Consider the following 21638-nt stretch of genomic DNA (forward strand, 5'->3'; position numbering starts at 1 on the left):
TTTACACTTCGACTTTAAACAAGGATTCCATGTTAAGGCCTTCATGAGTCGCCATGTCCCGCAAACGACGTAACGCTTCAACTTGGATCTGCCTAACACGTTCGCGCGTTAAGCCAATTTCTTTACCCACATTTTCAAGTGTCGAAGGTTCATAACCCAACAGACCAAATCGACGAGCCAAAACTTCACGTTGTTTTGGATTAAGTTGCTCTAACCAGCTAACAATATTGTCGTTTATATCATCATCCGTCGTTTTAACTTCAGGGCTCTTGCCTCTGTCGTCCGCTATAATATCTAACAAGACTTTATCCGAGTCACCACCGATTGGTGTGTCGACAGAGCTAATGCGCTCGTTTAAACGTAACATCTTAGAAACGTCTTCTACTGGGCGATCTAGAGTTGCTGCTATTTCTTCTGCTGTAGGTTCGTGATCGAGTTTTTGGGCAAGCTCTCGCGCCGTACGTAAATAAACATTTAGTTCTTTCACCACATGTATAGGCAAACGAATCGTTCGTGTCTGATTCATTATCGCGCGTTCAATTGTTTGTCTAATCCACTAAGGTCGCGTAAGTAGAGAAACGGAATCCACGTTCTGGGTCGAATTTTTCCACTGCTCGAATTAAACCTAAATTACCTTCTTCGATTAAATCTAATAGAGCTAAACCACGATTATTGTAACGACGGGCAATTTTAACAACGAGTCGTAAATTACTTTCGATCATACGCTTGCGGGAGGCATCGCATCCTCTTAAAGCTTTGCGAGCAAAAAGACTTCTTCTTCGGCGGATAGTAATGGTGAAAATCCAATTTCACTAAGATAGATTTGAGTGGCGTCTAAGTTTTTTGGCTGGTCGGCTTTGGCTACAACTTCTTCCTTTTCTTCCTTTGCGACATCTTCAATGTCATTAATGTCAGGTTCGACTAATTCTAATAGGTCAACTTTTGCGTCCGTTTCGATGTTTTTAACACTAGTTTGGCTCATACACGCCTCCAATTTACCCTTCAGTGGATCATCCAGGTGTTGAAATCGAGTGCTTAACGTTTTGGAAGGTACTTAAGTGGATTAACAGAACGGCCACGGAATCGGATTTCAAAATGCAAACGCACTCGATCAGATCCGGATTTTCCCATCTCTGCAATCACTTGACCTGCCTTAACCCAATCTTGTTCTTTCACTTTTAGTGAACGATTGTGAGCGTAAGCACTCAAATAATCATTGTTATGTTTGACAATAATTAAATTGCCATAACCTCGAAGCGCACTGCCAGCGTAAACCACTTTGCCGTCTGCTGCAGCAATAATGGAGTCACCTTCTTTTCCACCAAAATCGAGTCCTTTGTTGCCATTTACACGGCTTGAATAAGTCTCAATTATTTTTCCCTTACTAGGATACCGCCAATTGCGGATCTTACTAGGGAACGGATCTTTATTAGCTTTTTGTGTATCTCTATGATCCTGTTGTTTTTTACCGTACTCCTCTGACTTTTCTTTTGCAATAAGTTTTTTGTTATTTTTTCCTAAACTGTCTACTACGCCCACTATAACCTGCTTTGGTGGTTCAGCTTTATTAACGACTGCTTTGGGGTTAATGATTAACTTTTGGCCCGGGTAAATATTAAATGGTTTATCTATTTTATTTATCTGAGCCAAATACCGAAAGTCTTGCCCAGAACGCCATGCGATTGAATAAAGGGTTTCACCCTGTTTAACTTCGTACGTGTCGTCAGACAAAGTATTACGATAAGAAGGTAAATAGCTTACCCCCGCGTCGCTTATGTCCGCGATAGGTGCAGGCGCTTTTCGACTTGTGCAACTCGTTAAAATTAAAAACGATATTAGGGCGACTACGACTATTTTCATTAGAATAATTGTTTATATCCGATCAAACCTACGATTAGCACAATCACTAACCAACCTAAAAAGTCCACGTATTCGCGGATCTTATGTTCCATTTTTTCGCCACCAAAATACAAGATCCCAGCAACCAAAAAGAATCGCATGCCGCGACCAATGGCAGAGGCAAATACAAATGGCCAAAACGCCATCGATAACATACCAGCGCTTACTGTAAATAATTTGTATGGAATTGGGGTAAATCCGGCAACAAACACAACTAGCACGCCATATTCGCTAAAATAGTTAACTATTGTTTCGAACTTACTTTGGTAACTCATCATTTCAATAAAAGGTAAAACAACTGGCTCGTATAAATACGCACCAAGGAAATAACCGACAATACCACCAATTACAGAACTAATACTGGTTATTGACGCAAAATACCACGCTTTTTTAGGTTGACTCAAAACCATTGGAGCCAACATAACATCTGGTGGGATTGGGAAAAATACGGATTCAGCAAAGGTTAAAACCGCTAAATATGCCGTCGCATATTTGTGTTTTGCCCACTTCAAACATGTATCGTAAAGCGTTGTAAATATTTTCACTAAATGGTTGCTCCTGCCACTAATGGAACAAACTTAGCGGGTTCTAAAATAGTTTCGACGAACGTATCGCCATTCCGGACAATTTTAACAAGATGTTGGACACGTTCACCAACCGGTAATATCAAAATACCACCATCTTTTAATTGTTGTTTCAACGCGGGTGGAACTTCATTAGGTGCCGCTGTCACTATGATGGCATCAAATGGGGCTTTTGACTCCCAGCCTTGCCACCCGTCACCATGCTTCATTTGCACGTTGTAAATATCAAGCTGCTGTAACTTACGTTTGGCATTTAGTTGTAAGTTTCTGATCCGCTCTACAGAAAAGACTTTATCAAATACTTTACCTAAAATGGCTGCCTGATACCCAGAACCGGTGCCAATTTCCAATACATTGGTTTCGACATTATGTTCAACCAAAAGTTGCGTCATTTTTCCAACAATATATGGCTGTGAAATTGTCTGACCCTGACCAATAGGCAAAGCGGTATTTTCATAGGCTTTATGTGCCAGCACAGATTCAATAAAGAAGTGTCTTGGAACCTCAGACATAGCGTTTAGAACACTGTCATTGGTAACACCTAAAGTTTTTAATTGGCTGACCAGTGCGCCACCACTTCGTGCAAATTGATTCATATTAAATTTCTAATTGTTTAACCCAGTTCGCAACAGTTTCTAAACTGTCGTATGCCGTCATATCAATTTTTAATGGTGTAATTGATACCTTATTTAGTGAGATGGCGTAAAAGTCAGTACCTTCACCCGCATCTAATTCTCTGCCAAGTTCACCGTACCAATAAATATCCCGTCCCCATGGATCTTGCTGTTTTTGCATCATTTCAGCTTTATGTCTGCGACCTAAACGCGTCACCTCAAAGCCTGCAATATCTTCATAAGGTAAGTCAGGTACATTGACATTTAAGATCTGATCAGAAGGTATCGGATTTTTAATAATGTTCTCAACTACATCACGGGCAACTCTAGCAGCACTTTTAAGGTTATTTTCATTGCGACTCACCAACGACATAGCAACCGCTGGTAAACCTAAATGACGTCCTTCCGCAGCGGCAGAAACCGTACCACTGTAAAATGTATCATCGCCTAAATTGGCACCATGATTAACTCCAGCTACCACTATATCGGGTTGTGTTTTCATCAATTGGTTAATGGCAAGATGAACACAATCTGTAGGAGTGCCGTTTACACTATAAAAGCCATTTTTATGTTTGTGCAAACGCAGTGGATTGGTCAACGTTAATGAACTGCTGGCACCGCTTAGATTTCTATCTGGCGCGACAACTGTAACTTCGCCCAGTGTAGAAAGCGCTTCATATAACGCTTCTAATCCCGGAGCATGCACACCATCATCATTACTGACTAGTATTTTCACGTTCTAATATCCTTATACATTCGCGAATAACAGAGGTCGCAAATGTGCCACTCGGCAATTCAAAACTAAGGCTTATATTGTCGCCACTTTGCGTATGTTTTACATTTTGTGGATATAACCACAGCGCCCTGCGTTCTTGTTTGAGGCCATTATCGACCAGCAGCTTTACCCATTTAGGATGTTGGGTAGCAATGTCATTTTCAAGCGTTTGAACGTCCCCTTTTGACAACATCTCGCCGTCACCAAACATAGGACCTGTTAAGTAGATGTCTTTTTCAGCTAAACGTTGATGAATTTCAGGAGCCAATGGTTGTTGAAAATAAGAGTTGCTGCCAGCTAATTCAAAAACATCGCCCTCTATTGCAGTTACCTCTGGGTTACCTGCAAGTCGAGCACTGAGTACCTCATTAAATAAAAATGAACGTGCGCCCGATAGACCGAAACCTTTGACTTTTTTATCACGGATTGCTTCGCCGTCTGCCATCCTATTAGCCCAATTTAGGTTATTTCCCTTAAATCCAAAACGTTGCTCTCCAAAATAATTAGGAACACCGTGCTCAGCAATATGGGTCAATCGACGTTGGACATCTGCAATGTCAGACACAGATTTAAGTTGAATATCAAACTGGTTGGATTTTAACGAACCGACTTTAAGCTTTCGGTTGTGACGAATCGTTTGTAGCAGTTTAATATTAGGTGTTTCAACACCTGTTAGGTCTGGTTCTTGTTTAACGTTCATTTGAATCGAAAACCACTGCCGAGTAATGGCGTGTTTGTCCTTTAAACCAGCGTAACCCACATCACGTAAACGTCGTTGCAGAACTTTAGCTAAATGCATACACACTTGCTGCGTATTCATTGAGGTTTTTTCAATTAACAAATACAGGTTTTCACCTTCACCCGTTAGGTCATAACCTAATTTTTCGGTGACGATAAAGTCCTCTGGTACGTCTTTAAAAATTGCCGTTGCGGTAGGTTGTCCGTACGCATATTGCCAATGGTCTAAACGCCAATCTTTAAAATGGGGGATTCGCTCATTCTGTTCCAACTTTAGTTTTAAACATGAGTACTGACGCTTGAACGCCAATGCCTTCTTTACGACCTTGAAAACCGAGTTTCTCAGTTGTAGTGGCTTTAACCGATACTTGAGAAACGTCCACAAGTAAATCTTCTGCTAAACATTTACGCATGTTTTCGATATGAGGCGCCATTTTTGGCGCTTCCGCAATAATAGTCAGGTCACAGTTACCCACTACAAAATCTAGCTCATTCACTAATTTCACAACATGGCGTAATAATATTCGACTATCGATGTTGTCGTACTGATCAGCCGTATCTGGAAAATGCTTGCCAATATCTCCTAACGCCAATGCGCCGAGAATAGCATCACATAATGAATGGATAGCGACGTCGCCGTCAGAGTGCGCCACAAAACCTTGTTCATATGGGATCTTGACCCCTGCAAGCACGATAGGCCCGTTTCCACCAAATTTATGTACGTCGTAGCCGTTTCCAATCCTAATATTCATCACTCTTCACTTTGTAAAAATAATTGCGCTAATTCTAAGTCGTCTGGCTCAGTAATTTTGATATTTCGAGCACTGCTGGCCACGAGCAAAACCCGCTTGTTGTTTAACTCTAGTGCCGAGGCTTCATCAGTTACTGCAGAGTTTACTAATCCATCCTGCAGTTGACTAACAAGTGCCGTTTCTAATGATTTAATATCGCTGCATTGCGGTGTTAACGCGTGCCACAAGTCTGTTCTTGGAACAGTATGATCAACCGAAACTGAATCCGGTTTTGCTCGTTTCATTGTATCTTTAACGCGTACCGCTAAAATTCCTGCTGACTGCTGCGCTACGCATTGGTGGTACAGTTCAATAATGTCTCGTTCTAAAACACATGGTCGCGCTGCGTCGTGCACCATAACCCAAGACAAATCGAGTTCTGACGCAAACCTAATGCCACTTAACACGGAATCAGCTCGTTCTTTTCCGCCGATAACCGTTTTCACCTTAGGGTGATGAGCAATTGACAGAGTTGAAAATACGGTGTCGTCTGCCGACAACGCTAAAATAATACTATGAACAAAAGGTAACTCGATGAATTTGTTAATCGTTTGTTCTATAACGGTTAGACCATTTAGGGTTAAATATTGTTTTGGTACTTCCGATAACATTCGTTTACCAGTGCCAGCTGCCGGGATAACAACTGCCAAACTCGGCAATGGTTCAGTCATGGATTAATTATCCTCTCGTTTTGGTACTACACGAAAGAAGGTTTCATTCTCTCTAATCATGCCAAGCTCGTTGCGAGCACGCTCTTCAATTCCCTCAAGTCCAACGCTAAGATCTTTTACGTCCGCAGCAATGAGTTCATTTCGTTTAATTAATTGTTCGTTGTCATGTTTTAATTTTGTTACTTCTTTACGATGCGAATTGTAAAAATCCACACCATTGTGACCAAATACGAGTCGGTACAATAGTAAGGAAGCTAATACTAATAACAAAAAATTAATTAGGCGCACGCTTTGCAAATCTAAAGGTTAGTCATAACGCTATTATGCAAACGATTTACGAATATAGAAAGAGGGGTTTACATATTCAGGGATAATAATTTGTGAAATTGCTGCCAATTGATCCGACTAGCCAATAACATTTCACGCAAACTCAATAATCTCGGAGTAGTTTTGTGTAGATTAAGCCATTGATGGCCACAACATGCCGCAGACATTATTGGTTTACCCAACTTTAATAGTGTTTTGTTGTAGAGCCTATTGGGTTCGAGTTGCTGGCCGTTAAATTGAAACCAACCTTGTTCATTGCAATGTAATCGTTTTTGGTCCCAATCAATCTCGTCAATGGTATCGAGCTTTACTTGTTCAATTCCATAATGACTTACTGCGACAGGAACAATGAGTGCCATTTTGGCATGTTGCTGATAATACATTTCCGTTTTTTCTGGGGCGGCTTTTATCGAGAACGGCTTTGCCGATTGTGTACCTAGCCAAGAGCCATTTTGGCTGTCTAAATCGAGCGGAGTGTATAGTTCGGCGATATGCTCCGACGCTCGTTTGATATAGTAAGGTAAAGACCGAAGTCTTTTTTGAATTGTCTGTAAATCTAACCCTTCGTCTTGGGATAAACGTTTAAGCTCACGTTCATACAAGGCGTTAGCAAGCTCAGACAAAACCTGATGGTTTGTTCTTTGTTGCCATAAGTTGGGTTGATTGTCAGGCGTCTTCATGTCAGAAATATAACGCTATATCGAAAAATACCAAGAAACAAAAAAGGGGAATCACAATGAATTCCCCTTTTAAGATTATCGAGCCAGTATAATTACTGACCTTTAATTTCACTTAGGCCGTTATAAGCAACATCGCCTAACTGTTCTTCGATACGTAACAATTGGTTGTACTTAGATACACGGTCTGAACGACATAGAGAACCAGTCTTAATTTGACCAGCCGCTGTACCAACTGCTAAATCAGCAATCGTTGAGTCTTCAGTTTCACCGCTACGGTGAGAGATAACAACGGTATATCCCGCTTCTTTAGCCATACGAATAGCTTCAAGCGTTTCAGTTAAAGTACCAATTTGGTTAAACTTGATAAGGATAGAATTACCAACACCCTTTTCAATGCCTTCACGCAAAATCTTAGTATTTGTAACGAATAAGTCGTCACCAACTAACTGTACTTTTTCACCGATTTTGTCAGTAAGAAGTTTCCAGCCATCCCAATCAGACTCATCAAGACCGTCTTCGATTGAAACAATTGGGTATTTTTCGCTAAGTTCGGCTAAGTAGTCACAGAAACCAGCTGAATCGAATTCTTTCCCTTCGCCTTTAAGGTTGTAGATACCGTCTGAATAGAATTCAGAAGCAGCACAATCTAGGGCTAAAGTTACGTCTTCATTTAGTTTGTAACCAGCGCGTTCAACCGCGATTTCAATGATAGCTAATGCTTCTTCATTTGATGCTAAGTTTGGCGCAAATCCACCTTCGTCACCAACTGCGGTATTAAGACCTTTTTCGCTTAATACTGATTTTAAGTTGTGGAAGATTTCAGCACCCATACGTAGTGCTTCTTTAAATGATTTAGCAGAAACAGGTTGCACCATGAATTCTTGAATATCAACGTTATTGTCAGCATGTTCGCCGCCGTTAAGAATATTCATCATAGGTACAGGCATAGAGTATTCACCCTTAGTGCCATTTAACGCTGAGATGTGTTCAAACAGAGCTACACCGTTTTCTAGCGCTGCAGCTTTAGCATTTGCAAGAGAAACCGCTAAGATTGCATTCGCACCTAATGTTGCTTTGTTTTCTGTGCCGTCTAAATCCAACATTAGTTGGTCGATAGCAACTTGCAATTGAGCGTCGTTACCGATTAATACCGGAGCAATTTTATCATTGATGTTAGCAACAGCTAATTCAACGCCTTTACCCATATAACGGCCTTTGTCTCCGTCGCGTAATTCTAATGCTTCACGTGAACCAGTTGATGCGCCACTTGGTGCAGCTGCACGGCCAACAGCGCCTGATTCCAGATATACATCTGCTTCTACAGTCGGGTTACCGCGTGAGTCCATGATCTCACGACCAATGATTTTAACAATTTGAGACATTCCCAATTCCTTAACTTGTTGTGAAGTGAAACGCAGCCAACAGACTGCATTCTAAGTTTTATTTATTTTTGCGTAGTCGCCCGCAGCACCGACAAACCCTTCAAACAAAGGATGCCCGTCACGAGGCGTAGACGTAAACTCTGGATGGAATTGACCCGCGACAAACCAAGGATGTCCCAGGATTTCTATCATTTCCACCAGTTTCTTATCTTCTGACAACCCTCCAAAAACTAAACCAGCTTTCTCGAGTTGTTCAATATAGTTATTATTTACTTCATAACGATGACGATGACGTTCAACGATCCATTCGCTGCCGTAAACCTCACGCGCTTTTGAATTTGGTTTCAAGAAACAACGTTGTGCACCTAAACGCATAGTTCCGCCTAAGTCTGAAGTTTCAGTACGCGACTCAATTTGACCTTCTTTGTCTAACCATTCAGTAATCAAACCAACAACCGGAAACGGTGTTTCAGGGTCAAATTCAGTTGAGTGGGCGCCTTCAAGTCCCGCAACATTTCGTGCGAACTCAATTAGTGCAACCTGCATTCCTAAACAAATCCCTAAATATGGAATTTTGTTTTCACGGGCATACTGCGCGGCTAACATTTTGCCTTCTGTACCACGTTCACCAAATCCACTATGAACTAAGATCGCGTCTAGGTCTTTTAAAATGCCAGCCCCTTTTACTTCAACATCTTGAGCATCAACATATTGAATATTTACCGACAGACGGTTTTTAAGGCCCGCATGCTTTAAGGCTTCGTTTACAGATTTATAGGCGTCTGGTAATTCAACATACTTACCAACCATTCCGATGTTAACTTCACCGTTTGGATTTGATTCTGAATATAAAACTTGTTCCCACTCAGTTAAGTCTGCTTCTGGAACATCAATGTGGAAACGACGACAAATAAGTTGGTCGAGTCCCTGCGACTTTAACAACGCCGGAATTTGATAAATTGAGCTAACGTCTTTTAAGCTAATAACGGCTTTTTCTTCAACGTTAGTGAACAATGCAATCTTAGAACGTTCGTTAGCTGGAATTGCACGGTCAGAACGACAAATCAAAATATCAGGCTGGATACCAATCGAACGTAGTTCTTTTACGGAATGTTGAGTCGGTTTTGTTTTAATTTCACCAGCGGTTCCTAAATATGGAACAAGCGTCAAATGCATGTACATTGCATTGTCACGACCAACTTCTACGCCTAACTGACGAATTGCCTCTAAGAATGGCTGTGATTCGATATCGCCGACAGTGCCACCAACTTCTACGATGGCAACATCCATGCCTTCAGCACCTTCAACAACACGACGCTTAATTTCGTTGGTAATATGAGGAATGACCTGAATCGTCGCACCTAGGTAACCCCACGGCGTTCTCTAGCCAATACATCTTGGTAGACACGTCCTTGAGTGAAATTGTTTTTCTTCGTCATTTTGGTACGAATAAAACGTTCATAGTGACCTAAGTCTAGATCTGTTTCCGCGCCGTCCTCGGTCACAAAAACTTCACCATGCTGAATTGGGCTCATAGTGCTAGGGTCAACGTTGATGTACGGGTCGAGTTTTAACATGGTAACTTTTAAACCACGAGATTCCAAAATTGCAGCTAGGGATGCCGCAGCAATACCCTTACCCAATGAAGAAACAACACCACCAGTTACGAAAATATATCGAGTAGTCATACTAGCCTTAAAAAATAGATTGCGATATGTGCTCATCCCAAAAACAAAAAAACCGCTTGAACAAATATTCAGCGATGAAAGTTTTTTATTTTAGATGATTGTCAGGACGGGGTGAAAGTATACCAAACGAACACAAATCCAACAATCTAGGATCGACCCTTAATTTATTTTTTCTTACCCAATTGTACTTTTTATGAGCCACAATTGAAAAATGGCTTGTTTTTACCCAAGCCATTTAATTTTACTAACCAACGAGTGCTAATAATATACCGGCAGCTACAGCTGACCCAAGTACACCAGCAACGTTTGGTCCCATTGCATGCATTAATAAGAAGTTGTGTGGATTTGCTTCCAGACCAACTTTATTTACCACTCGCGCTGCCATCGGAACAGCAGATACACCCGCAGCACCAAGCAATGGATTGATCGGTTCTTTACTAAACTTACCTAATACTTTGGCCATCATAACGCCGGCTGCTGTACCGATACTAAATGCAACAGCCCCTAATGCTAAAATACCTAACGTATCAACGGTCAAGAATTTATCTGCACTCAACTTAGAACCAACAGCCAAACCTAAGAAGATGGTAACGACGTTGATAAGTTCGTTTTGCGCTGTATTGCTTAAACGGTCAACAACACCACATTCTTTCATTAAGTTGCCTAGACAGAACATTCCGACAAGCGGAGCTGATGCTGGTAAGAACATTGCTGATAAAAATAATACTGCCAATGGAAATAGTATTTTTTCTTTTTAGACACCTGACGTAATTCCGCCATTTTGATTTTACGTTCTTCAACTGTCGTTAACGCTTTCATGATTGGAGGCTGAATAATTGGCACCAACGCCATATAAGAATATGCAGCTACCGCAATTGCACCTAACAAATCAGGGGCCAATTTAGACGCCAAGAATATTGCTGTCGGTCCATCAGCACCACCAATAATGGCAATAGCAGACGCATCTTGTAAGGTAAAGTCAAAACCAAGGTATTAGGTTTAATAATATGGCACCAAACAAGGTCGCAAAAATACCAAACTGAGCTGCGGCACCGAGTAATAACATCTTAGGGTTCGCGATTAACGCCCCAAAGTCTGTCATGGCCCCCACCCCCATAAAGATTAGCAGCGGGAATACCCCCGTCTCTATTCCAATGTGGTAGATATAATATAAAAGTCCGCCTTCATCAGTAAAACCCGCCAATGGAATGTTAGCCAAAATGGCACCAAAACCAATAGGTAATAACAATAAAGGTTCAAAGCCTTTTGCAATCGCGAGATAGAGTAAGCCACAGCCTACTATCATCATCACAATTTGACCCATTTCAAAATTCGCAAGGGCCGTTGATGCCCATAGCGTATGCAATCCGTCCATTATATTACCCCAGAGTTAGCAAGACATCGCCGGTTGAAACCGAGTCGCCATCTTTGACATTGATTGAGGAAATAACACCACTTGATGCAGCTCGAATTTCAGTTTCCATTTTCATCGCTTCCATGATGATCACAACATCACCCTCTTGAACTGCGCTACCTTCAGAAACTAATAACTTGAAAATATTACCTGCTAGTGGCGCATTCAACGTTTCGCTGCCAGTTACTGCTGCGTGCTGTTTACCACTTTCATCAGATGGTCCTTTGCTTACCACTGAAGTCAACTCACCAGAAGGCGCTACAACCACTTCATAAACTTTACCATCGACAGAAACGCTATACGCTTCAGGTTCACCGTCTGCGACTGCCGGTTTAGATGACTTAGTTGATTCAACGTCACCAGTAGGGACTGGTTCAAATGCTTCAGGGTTATTGCGATTTTCTAAAAATTTCAGACCAATTTGTGGGAATAACGCATACGTTAAGACGTCGTCAATCTGGTCATCGGCTAGCGTAATATCTTTATCCGCTGCAATATTGGTTAATTCGTCAGTTAAAGACTCAAGCTCATCACTGATAACATCTGCTGGACGACACGTGATAGCGTCCGCACCGTCTAATACTCTAGCTTGTAGCTCAGCATTAACTGGCGCAGCTGTTGCGCCATATTCGCCTTTTAATACACCCGCAGTTTCTTTGGTAATTGACTTATAACGTTCACCAGTCAATACGTTTAAAACAGCTTGAGTACCTACTATTTGCGACGTTGGCGTTACCAAAGGAATAAAGCCTAGGTCTTCACGAACTCGTGGAATTTCTTTAAGTACTTCGTCAAACTTGTCTTCAGCACCTTGTTCTTTTAACTGGCCTTCCATGTTAGTTAACATGCCACTAGAACTTGAGCTAACAAGATACGCGCATCTACGCCTTTCATGCTACCTTCAAACTTCGCGTACTTCTTACGAACATCACGGAAATAAGCGGCTATCTCAGCAAGTAATACAAGATCAAGCCCTGTATCACGTTCAGTGCCTTCAACAATAGCAACCATAGTTTCAGTTGCCGTATGGCCGTACGTCATACTCATTGAGCTAACGGCGGTATCTAACATATCAATACCAGCATCTATTGCTTTTTGGTACGTTGCGGTAGAAAGACCCGTGGTCGCATGGCATTGCATTGCAATCGGTAGGTCAACAGATTTTTTAAGGCCTAAAATTAATTCTTCACATTCATATGGTTTTAATAAACCGGCCATATCTTTAATACAGATAGAGTGACAACCCATATCTTCTAGACGCTTAGCCATGTCTAACCACATTTGGATATTATGAACTGGGCTTACTGTATACGAAATAGTGCCCTGAGCATGTGCGCCAACATCTACAGCAGATTTAACAGCTGTTTCTAAATTACGGATGTCATTCATTGCATCAAAAATACGGAATACGTCAACACCATTTTTATGAGCACGTTCTACAAACTTACGAACGACATCGTCAGCATAGTGGCGGTAACCTAAAAGATTCTGACCGCGCAATAACATTTGTTGCTTAGTATTTGGCATCGCCGCTTTTAATGCACGAATACGTTCCCAAGGATCTTCACCAAGATAACGGATACACGAATCGAAAGTCGCGCCACCCCAAGATTCTACAGACCAATAACCCGCTTTATCGAGTTTTTCAGCAATTGGTAGCATGTCATCTAAGCGCATACGAGTCGCTAGTAACGACTGGTGTGCGTCTCTGAGCACTAATTCTGTAAGTAATAATGGCTTTTTCATGTTCCGTCCTCTAATTGTTCTTTTTGCGATGTTGTTTAATGGCAGCGCTTATTGCTGCGACAACTTGTTGTGATGTATCGCCAGTAGCAGAGTGTGTATTTCTTCTTGGGGCGGGAGTTGACGTTTCCGGCTCTGGGAATGATTGAACAAAAGAGGTTAACCCTTTTGTCGCAAAAATCAGTATTGTTAAAAACACAAATACGACCGTCATTCCGACCACCATAAGTATGCCTGCTTCTACTAAAAGCTCAGTAACATTCATAATCCAACCCTGTTGTATTTATTTAATTAAACAATTTGATCTGGGTGCATATTATTCCACAATAAATGAATAAATAAGCAACGCCCAACGTAATCAAATTAGAGTATTAGCTCTTAAGTACCACAGAAAACGTTAGAAAGAAAAGTTATTTTTTCTAAATTGGTGCATAAAAGAGCTCGAATTCAGCGAATAAATATAGCTGAAAACCAGTAAAAATAAAGCTTTGACACAAATGGTCAGTCCATTTTACAAATTAGTAATAATGTAAAACCAAAATGAAGATCCGAGAATGAATATTAACCGTTCGTAAAGTAATATAATTTGGGGTAACTAAAATTACGGCTGTTATTTTTTATACAAACTGTGATTGATAATTAAACAGGACTTTTGAGCCCAACAGTTTTCCAAACCCGAAATAGTATCCTAAACACTATGGCGTCTAAAATATACATCTCAAACCTATAAACTCGTCAACTAATCGTTATAGGTTAGTCGATTTTATACGAGGCGATACCGTGGACAACAAAATTATTTTTAAGCGTCTTTGTTATTGCTTATTGAAAATCAATAAAACCCAACAACAGACTGAACTCAAAGCTGTGAAAAAACGAGAAATTGGGTTATGGCGTAACAATGCGTATTAGAATTACAAAAATATTAGGGTGTTTAAGACATTTTGATATTGAATTAAGTTTGGAGTTAACGAAGGAATACCGATGTGGTTTTTATACTGAGTGGGTTTTGTAGTGCGCTGCGTTGAGCGTTTAGAAATGTTTGGGGTGGTAATAAAAAGGTTGTTTCATGGCGCGCTCGGGAGGATTCGAACCTCCGACCGCCTGTGTTCGTAGCCAAGGTACTCTATCCAGCTGAGCTACGAGCGCGCAACAAGAAACAACGTTAAAAAATGGCGCGCTCGGGAGGATTCGAACCTCCGACCGCCTGGTTCGTAGCCAAGGTACTCTATCCAGCTGAGCTACGAGCGCGCTATATCTTTAACACACATTGAATGGCGGAGAGGGGGATTCGAACCCCCGATAGGGCTACAAACCCTATACTCCCTTAGCAGGGGAGCGCCTTCAGCCTCTCGGCCACCTCTCCACTCAATGTGGATGCGTATAGTAATGATCTGAAAATATAAGTCAAACAAAAAATAACAAATAAATTACTGTCTGCTTTGATTTTGACCAATTTGAAAGTTTACCCATCAGATTGACGGATAATCAACCAAGTTTACATACAATTTAAAACGTTAAAATAAAAAAGCCGACTCAAGGTCGGCTAAATGCTTATTCCGCTTCTGAAGGTGTTCCACCTTTTTCAGCCTGAATTCGCATGTATATCTCTTCACGGTGAACCGCAACTTCTTTAGGGGCGTTAACACCAATTCTTACTTGGTTACCCTTTACACCTAATACAGTGACAGTGACTTCGTCACCAATCATTAATGTTTCACCAACACGACGAGTTAGTATAAGCATTATTAGCTCCTTATATGCTTGCTTATGTTACTTTCCAGAGGAAAGCTGTATATCCAGCAAAAAGCTGACGAGAGTGATTCTACAGGTAGTGCCACAAACATCCAATTTCTACTAATAACATTTGTTTAACGCAAAAGCACTGTGAAGCGCTCTCACTGCCAGTTCCATATATTTCTGTTCGACGAGAATGGAAACTTTGATTTCAGAAGTCGAGATCAAATCCACATGAACATGTTCATCTGCTAACGTCTTTAGAATTTTACTAACGACGCCAACATGAGATCTCATCCCTACTCCTACTACTGAAATCTTAGCAATAGATTTGCGACCTTGCACATTATCATTTGATTTATTTTCACTTTTTGTGACAACCCGCCCAATATGGACATTGTTTTGTCATAATCGGCCTCAGAAACAGTAAAAGCGAAGTCAAACTTGTTGCCATTTGTCCCGTGTGCTATCGATTGCACAACCATATCTACTTCAAAATGTTCATCTGCTACCATTCCAAGAATGTCCGCTGGTGTCAGATGCGTGGGATCTAAATCATGAAACCACACTAGCGCTTCATCTTTAATCGCAGAAATCGCTGTAACCGCTAATTGTTCCAAAAGGTTTTCCTCATAAGTGACTAAGGTGCCTGAATCCGCATAGGGCGTATCGTAATCGGTAAAACTCGAAAGTACCCGCAATTTAACTGAATGATTTAGGGCCATTTCAACTGAGCGCTTCTGCAAGACCTTAGCACCTAAACTGGCCAACTCTAGCATTTCATCAAACAACAAGTGCTTTATACGTCTAGCGTTGGACTCAATGCGCGGATCGGTGGTGTATACACCATCAACATCGGTATATATGAGGCATTCGTCAGCTTTTAACGCTGCAGCTATCGCCACTGCGGTTGTGTCTGTGCCACCACGACCTAACGTTGTAACATCATTTTCTTTATTTCGACCTTGAAACCCGGCGGCTATAACAATTCGACCGTGGGACAAGTGCTCTTGAATAATCTTTGGGCTTACCGACTCAATTCTTGCTTTACCAAATTCACTACTGGTTTTTATGCCAATTTGCTCGGCCAGTAAAGATATGGCGGAATACCCTTTTGACACTAGCGCCATGGCAAGTAGCGACGCACTCACCTGCTCACCTGTGGTAATCAACATATCCAGCTCACGACTCGAGGGTTGATTATCAACCTGAGCGGCAAGTTCTATCAGTCGATTAGTTTCCCCTGCCATGGCCGAGACAACCACAACAACTTGATGGCCTTGTTGCACCGTATAAATGATACGGTCCGCCACAGCCTTGATTCGCTCGACAGTGGCAACCGATGTGCCACCATATTTATGCACCAATAATGACAAGTTATTCTCTTTTATCGGGTTATAAACAAAAACCCAGCTTTACGCTGGGTATTTTAAGTTATTTTTAACTGAGTTTTTCGTTGAGTAACTGCTCAACACTCTCAAGTGCCGCTGGCACATTTTCGGGTTGTGAGCCGCCGGCTTGGGCCATATCTGGACGACCACCACCTTTACCACCAACTAACGATGCTGCATGATTGACAATTTCGCCCGCTTTAACTTTGCCCACCAGATCTTTAGTCACACCAGCAATCAAACTGACTTTTGAGTCACTCGATGCCGCTAATACGATAACCGCCGAACCGAGTTTGTTTTTCAGCTCATCAACCATACCGCGTAAAGATTTAGGATCGGCATCGTCAAGATTAGCAATAAGGCATTTTACACCACCGATGTCTTTCGCCTGTGACACTAAATCGCCACCTTGTTGACTTGCTAATTTCTCTTTCAATTGGCGAAGTTCTTTTTCTAGCGCTCGTGATTTATTTAGCGTTTGTTCAACTTTTTCCACCAACGTGGCCGCATCACCTTTTAATAAGCTAGCTGCGGTATTGACGACATTTTCAGTTGCATGAAGTTGTGCGATAGCTGCCATACCAGTTACTGCTTCAATTCGACGAACGCCTGCCGCAATACCAGCTTCAGAAACAATTTTTAACAAACCGATGTCACCAGTACGCCCAACGTGGGTACCGCCACAAAGCTCAATAGAAAAACCGCCCATAGTGACAACACGAACTTCATCGTCGTATTTCTCACCAAATAGCGCCATTGCGCCTTTTTCTTTAGCGGCATCAATTTGCATCAATTCTGTATTTAATGCGTGATTCTGTTGAATTTGCTCATTAACCAAACGCTCAGCGAGTTGTAATTGCTCTGCTGTCACCCCTTCGTAATGTGAAAAGTCAAAACGGAATTTGTCGGCTTCAACAAGCGAACCTTTTTGTCCTACATGCTCACCTAATACTGTTCTTAACGCAGCGTGTAATAAATGGGTAGCAGAGTGATTTTGTTTAATCGCGCTTCGACGCGCTTCGTCTATCGCTGCATTCACTTTACTGCCAATTGTTAATGTTCCAATGACTGTGCCGTAATGACCAATCGCATTGCCAATTTTTTGCGTATCATTAACTGTGAACTCTGCAGAGTCGGCCGCTAATGTGCCTTTGTCTCCAGATTGACCACCAGACTCAGCATAAAATGGGGTATTGTCTAAAATTACCACACCGCTTTCACCGTCTTCTAAACTGGCAACAGACTCACCATTTTTAAACAACTCAATAACGTTTGCGGCATATGAGGTATTGTCAAAACCTTTAAACTCAGTCGATTTCTCTGATTTTATTTGGTCGTTGTAGTCCGCACCGAAGTTAGACGCTGCTTGTGATTTTTTGCGTTGTGCTTGCATTTCACGTTCAAAACCAGCTTCGTCAATCGTAAGCTCTTTTTCACGTGCGATGTCAGCCGTTAAATCCGCAGGGAACCCGTATGTATCATACAGTTTAAAGACTAACTCGCCTAGGATCTCTGTGCCGTTAATATCAGCTAAATTTGACTCTAAAAGTGCCAATCCGCGTTCTAATGTTTTAGCAAATTGCTCTTCTTCAATGCGTAGCATTTTTTCTACGACCGCTTGTTTTTGAGCAAGTTCTGGATAAGCTTCGCCCATTTCCTGAACTAAGGTTGAGACCAATTTGTTAAAGAATAAATCCTTACCACCTAGTTGATAGCCGTGGCGAATTGCACGTCGAATAATACGACGCAAGACATATCCACGACCTTCATTTGAAGGCATTACACCATCAACAATCATAAATGAACATGAACGGATATGGTCAGAAATAACCCGTAACGATTTATTTTCCAAATCCGTTACATTCAATAATTTAGCCGTAGCTTTAATTAGTGTCTGGAAAATATCAATTTCGTAGTTCGAATGAACTCCTGCATAATCGCAGCAATACGCTCTATGCCCATGCCAGTGTCAACAGAAGGCTTAGGAAGTGGGTTCATCACGCCATCTGCACTGCGGTTGAACTGCATGAATACGATGTTCCAAATTTCAATGAAACGATCACCGTCTTCTTCAGGTGAACCTGGAGGCCCGCCCCATATGTGTTCACCGTGATCATAAAATATTTCAGAACAAGGACCACAAGGACCTGTGTCACCCATAGCCCAGAAGTTATCTGATTCGTATTTTTTTCAGGAGACTTATCGCCTATACGAACGATTTTTTCCGCCGGAACGCCAATTTCTTTATTCCAAATATCAAACGCTTCGTCGTCATTTTCGTAAATTGTTACCATTAATTTCTCTGGTGGTAACTTAATAACAACGGTCAAAAATTCCCAAGCGTATTGAATGGCTTCACGTTTGAAATAATCACCAAATGAAAAGTTACCTAACATCTCGAAGAAAGTATGGTGACGGGCAGTATATCCAACGTTCTCTAAATCATTGTGTTTACCGCCTGCGCGGACACAACGTTGCGATGTTGTCGCGCGGGTATATGCGCGACTTTCGGCCCCTAAAAAGACATCTTTGAACTGCACCATGCCAGCATTAGTAAATAATAAGGTTGGGTCATTCCCAGGTACTAATGAGCTTGAAGAAACAATTTGATGTTGGTTTTTTGCAAAGTAATCTAAAAATGCCTGTCTTAAACCGGCCGTCGTGTTATACATATTTTCTCGCTCATCGTCTTACGTTGTTTGTATTACCAATTGTCTTGGTCAGTCGCCATTGCATATTTAATTTCGTCTGAGCCAAAACCGCGATACTGTAAAAAACGATACCGTTTGGCCCGTTCTTTATGATCTGCAATTTCAGTAACACCATATTTTTTGTGGTACGTCGCTTTCGCCTTTTCAAACCAATCAACTTCAAGGGTTTCAGCAAAAGCATCTATTTGTTCACTTTTAATGCCGTGGGGTCGTAAATCGTTGCGTATTCGGACTAACCCCAAACCCGCTGCGATTTTTGTTTTTACCACCGCCCGCACATATCGACTTTCGTTTAAAAAATCGTTTTTGATAAAATCGGCAATCAGATCTTCTTTAAGAATTTCATCTTCACAGACTTTATCGAGTTTCTTTCTAAAATCGTATTCTGAAAAATCGCGTTTAGACAACCAATAAAACGCTCGATTACGCAGTTTAGTGCGATCCGTAATCAGCTCATATTCTTTATTTTTTGTCCAACTCATCCGAACTCTTTATATCTTTTACGTCAGTCTCTTGCGATGAGGTTTCATCTTTTACCTGCACCTCACTGTCTTCTGTCGCAGTTTTTTCAGATTGAGCACGTTCACTTTGCGTATCATCTGTCGATACCCGCTCCACTTCATCTGAAGAAGATAACTTGCGGTCTGCCGCAGCGTTTTTCAATGTTTCTTCGTCAGTTAGTTCACGTTCTGTCCGTCGATTTTCAGTCGTTTCGGTATTTGTCTCTTGAGCGTCTGCTACTGCTGGTATTTCAGCATCTGATAACTGCTCGCCAGTACTTTGAGCCTGTGAATTTGATTCAGCGTTATTAACTGGCTGATAGATATCCAAAAATGCGTGATAGAAGGACAGGTTACTCAACGACAGCGCAATTAGCCAACCAATCAAAATAACCGGCATACTGACCATCCAAATCGCCATAATCACGATGCCATAAATTGTCATCGGCACGACATTTTGCCATCCGGCTTGGAAGCTTTGGTAAATAAGGACTTTAACTGAGCTGTTGGGATTGACTCAGGCAGCAGGAATTGAAAACGCGGTCGCCATAAAGTTAAGCCCCATAAAGAGCACAAAAATGACAAGTTGATCTAATGCTGGCGGTAAGCCTCCAATCATGGCTTCAGCCATATTAGAACCCGCCATTGAAGCAGGAATGCTCAGCAGTATGCTCACCAATGAAATCCGGAATAACACACGGTATTCTCGAATGCGCGATAGATAATGAAATAAATCGTTTACCGAAACTTGCTCACCTTGCTCAACTTTCGACGCAACTTGATATAAACCTATAGTCAAAAATGGCAAAAGAAAAACCGCAACGTAACTGGCCAGTGGGACTAAACTCGCAAGCAATTGAATAGCCATTAATATACCGGCTATAGCCATAAATGGTGCAGGTTGCTGAGTAAAAAGTCGCCATCCACTTTTAATCCAACTAAACGCACGCAACGAATTGACTCTACTGACTGCTAATTGCATTAACTTTTAACCTAAAATGTCTAAAACAAGTCGCCCATAATGACGACAAATATGGCCTGTAATGATACCTAAAAAGCTAATGATTACTAGGCCTTCGTTAATAATTAAGCATTCTAAATTGTGACATCATATTGCCGAATAACATTTCCCCTCCACACCCATCGTACAATTTGCTTAGAGCACACAAATTTTGTTTCGATTGTTTTAACTCGTTACTCCTTTCATCAATTAAGGTAGTCTAAATGCATCTAACTACGCACCTTTTTGTCTGACTTTCGTATGCTTGAATTTCCAATTTCTGTTAATAACGCACTGCTTCAAGTCAATGTTGCCGATTCATATACGGCGCTAAGTGACCAGCAAATCGATTTTATTTTTGGCCATAGTGATTCACCATTTACCCAATTTGGCTTTTTGAAGGCGCTCGAAGATTCAGGCTGTATTGGGCTAAATACAGGATGGTTACCAAAGTATCATTTGATTTATGAACAAGACACATTACTGGGTATGATGATAATGTACGAAAAACACCACTCGTACGGCGAGTATGTGTTTGACTGGGCTTGGGCTCAGGCATACCACCAGCATGGCGTCGAGTACTACCCAAAACTGTTATGCGCAATACCCTTCACTCCAGTACCATGTAAAAAATGGTTAGGGTCAGATACCCTATCTGAATTTGATGTTTTTAACGCGTTGCAGCAGCATTATCGCGAGACGTTAGATTACACTGGCCTGCATTTAAATTACCCCAATTCCCTTGAAGCTTCAGAGTTGCCACCAGCAATAATGGTCCGAGAAGGTCATCAATTTCATTGGTTCAATTCGGTACCTGTTAATTTGGTGAATGATGTTTCCGCTTGCACCGAAACACTAGAGCCAGTCGTTGATGTTGCAAGCAAACAGAATCTAATAAATGCTGACCGCTTTGCAGACTTCGACCATTACCTTTCGACAATGACGGCGAGAAAACGCAAGTCGATAAAAAAGAACGTCTTCAGATTAAAAATTTAG

Annotated in this window: 17 protein-coding genes, 3 tRNA genes and 6 pseudogenes; 1 reads left to right on the forward strand and 25 read right to left on the reverse strand. The window is 41.5% G+C overall.

The window, feature by feature from the left end; all coding sequences use genetic code 11:
• Position 1: 1 nt before the first annotated feature.
• The 25 genes and pseudogenes from rpoS to PN838_RS10145 form a co-directional block, all read right to left on the reverse strand.
• Positions 2-982 (reverse strand): annotated as a pseudogene (gene rpoS / locus PN838_RS10030) (RNA polymerase sigma factor RpoS).
• Positions 983-1035: 53 nt separating this feature from the next.
• Positions 1036-1860, reverse strand: a complete 825-nt coding sequence (locus PN838_RS10035; RefSeq protein ID WP_215963937.1) for a peptidoglycan DD-metalloendopeptidase family protein — start codon at positions 1858-1860, stop codon at positions 1036-1038.
• Entirely contained in the window at positions 1860-2444 is a 585-nt protein-coding gene (locus PN838_RS10040; RefSeq protein WP_215963938.1) for a YqaA family protein, read from the reverse strand. The genes PN838_RS10035 and PN838_RS10040 overlap by 1 nt, the downstream gene beginning before the upstream one ends.
• Complete coding sequence (locus PN838_RS10045) at positions 2444-3079, reverse strand: protein-L-isoaspartate(D-aspartate) O-methyltransferase (RefSeq protein WP_215963939.1); 636 nt, start codon at positions 3077-3079, stop codon at positions 2444-2446. Before PN838_RS10045 ends, PN838_RS10040 begins: the two co-directional genes overlap by 1 nt.
• 1 nt (position 3080) lies before the next feature.
• Entirely contained in the window at positions 3081-3833 is a 753-nt protein-coding gene (gene surE, locus PN838_RS10050; protein WP_215963940.1) for a 5'/3'-nucleotidase SurE, read from the reverse strand.
• On the reverse strand, positions 3814-4881 hold the full coding sequence (truD, locus tag PN838_RS10055; RefSeq protein ID WP_272180584.1) for a tRNA pseudouridine(13) synthase TruD: 1068 nt from the start codon (positions 4879-4881) through the stop codon (positions 3814-3816). Before truD ends, surE begins: the two co-directional genes overlap by 20 nt.
• Positions 4868-5362: a 2-C-methyl-D-erythritol 2,4-cyclodiphosphate synthase gene (ispF, locus tag PN838_RS10060; protein ID WP_215963942.1), complete on the reverse strand. Its 495-nt coding sequence runs from the start codon at positions 5360-5362 to the stop codon at positions 4868-4870. The genes truD and ispF overlap by 14 nt, the downstream gene beginning before the upstream one ends.
• Positions 5362-6072: a 2-C-methyl-D-erythritol 4-phosphate cytidylyltransferase gene (gene ispD / locus PN838_RS10065; protein ID WP_215963943.1), complete on the reverse strand. Its 711-nt coding sequence runs from the start codon at positions 6070-6072 to the stop codon at positions 5362-5364. Before ispD ends, ispF begins: the two co-directional genes overlap by 1 nt.
• A gap of 3 nt (positions 6073-6075) precedes the next feature.
• Positions 6076-6360, reverse strand: coding sequence for a cell division protein FtsB (gene ftsB / locus PN838_RS10070; RefSeq protein WP_215963944.1), 285 nt, complete (start codon positions 6358-6360; stop codon positions 6076-6078).
• Between the two features lie 68 nt (positions 6361-6428).
• Positions 6429-7079: a hypothetical protein gene (locus tag PN838_RS10075; protein WP_215963945.1), complete on the reverse strand. Its 651-nt coding sequence runs from the start codon at positions 7077-7079 to the stop codon at positions 6429-6431.
• Positions 7080-7171: 92 nt separating this feature from the next.
• Entirely contained in the window at positions 7172-8461 is a 1290-nt protein-coding gene (gene eno / locus PN838_RS10080) for a phosphopyruvate hydratase (RefSeq protein ID WP_215963946.1), read from the reverse strand.
• 51 nt (positions 8462-8512) lie between these two features.
• A pseudogene (gene pyrG, locus PN838_RS10085) lies at positions 8513-10149 on the reverse strand (CTP synthase).
• A 244-nt stretch (positions 10150-10393) separates the two neighbouring features.
• Positions 10394-11103: pseudogene (locus PN838_RS27220) on the reverse strand (sodium ion-translocating decarboxylase subunit beta).
• Positions 11104-11128: 25 nt separating this feature from the next.
• On the reverse strand, positions 11129-11524 hold the full coding sequence (locus PN838_RS27225) for a sodium ion-translocating decarboxylase subunit beta (RefSeq protein WP_370661021.1): 396 nt from the start codon (positions 11522-11524) through the stop codon (positions 11129-11131).
• A 4-nt stretch (positions 11525-11528) separates the two neighbouring features.
• A pseudogene (gene oadA, locus PN838_RS10095) lies at positions 11529-13309 on the reverse strand (sodium-extruding oxaloacetate decarboxylase subunit alpha).
• A gap of 10 nt (positions 13310-13319) precedes the next feature.
• Positions 13320-13571 (reverse strand): OadG family protein, encoded by a 252-nt coding sequence (locus PN838_RS10100; RefSeq protein WP_272180585.1) that lies wholly within the window; start codon positions 13569-13571, stop codon positions 13320-13322.
• Positions 13572-14373: 802 nt separating this feature from the next.
• A tRNA-Arg gene (locus tag PN838_RS10105) sits at positions 14374-14452 on the reverse strand.
• A 24-nt stretch (positions 14453-14476) separates the two neighbouring features.
• Positions 14477-14554 (reverse strand) — tRNA-Arg (locus PN838_RS10110).
• Positions 14555-14578: 24 nt separating this feature from the next.
• A tRNA-Ser gene (locus PN838_RS10115) sits at positions 14579-14669 on the reverse strand.
• 188 nt (positions 14670-14857) lie between these two features.
• A complete protein-coding gene (gene csrA / locus PN838_RS10120; protein ID WP_215963951.1) occupies positions 14858-15049 on the reverse strand; it encodes a carbon storage regulator CsrA in 192 nt (63 codons plus the stop codon).
• A 111-nt stretch (positions 15050-15160) separates the two neighbouring features.
• A pseudogene (locus PN838_RS10125) lies at positions 15161-16416 on the reverse strand (aspartate kinase).
• Between the two features lie 64 nt (positions 16417-16480).
• Positions 16481-19103: pseudogene (alaS, locus tag PN838_RS10130) on the reverse strand (alanine--tRNA ligase).
• A gap of 32 nt (positions 19104-19135) precedes the next feature.
• On the reverse strand, positions 19136-19624 hold the full coding sequence (locus PN838_RS10135; RefSeq protein ID WP_215963954.1) for a regulatory protein RecX: 489 nt from the start codon (positions 19622-19624) through the stop codon (positions 19136-19138).
• A complete protein-coding gene (locus PN838_RS10140; protein WP_272180586.1) occupies positions 19605-20093 on the reverse strand; it encodes a hypothetical protein in 489 nt (162 codons plus the stop codon). Before PN838_RS10140 ends, PN838_RS10135 begins: the two co-directional genes overlap by 20 nt.
• A gap of 66 nt (positions 20094-20159) precedes the next feature.
• Positions 20160-20624: a DUF2189 domain-containing protein gene (locus PN838_RS10145; RefSeq protein ID WP_272180587.1), complete on the reverse strand. Its 465-nt coding sequence runs from the start codon at positions 20622-20624 to the stop codon at positions 20160-20162.
• A 264-nt stretch (positions 20625-20888) separates the two neighbouring features.
• Between PN838_RS10145 and PN838_RS10150 the strand changes: the two genes are divergently transcribed.
• Complete coding sequence (locus PN838_RS10150) at positions 20889-21638, forward strand: peptidogalycan biosysnthesis protein (RefSeq protein ID WP_272180588.1); 750 nt, start codon at positions 20889-20891, stop codon at positions 21636-21638.

The sequence above is a fragment of the Psychrosphaera algicola genome (assembly GCF_028401425.1).
Classification (GTDB): domain Bacteria; phylum Pseudomonadota; class Gammaproteobacteria; order Enterobacterales; family Alteromonadaceae; genus Psychrosphaera; species Psychrosphaera algicola.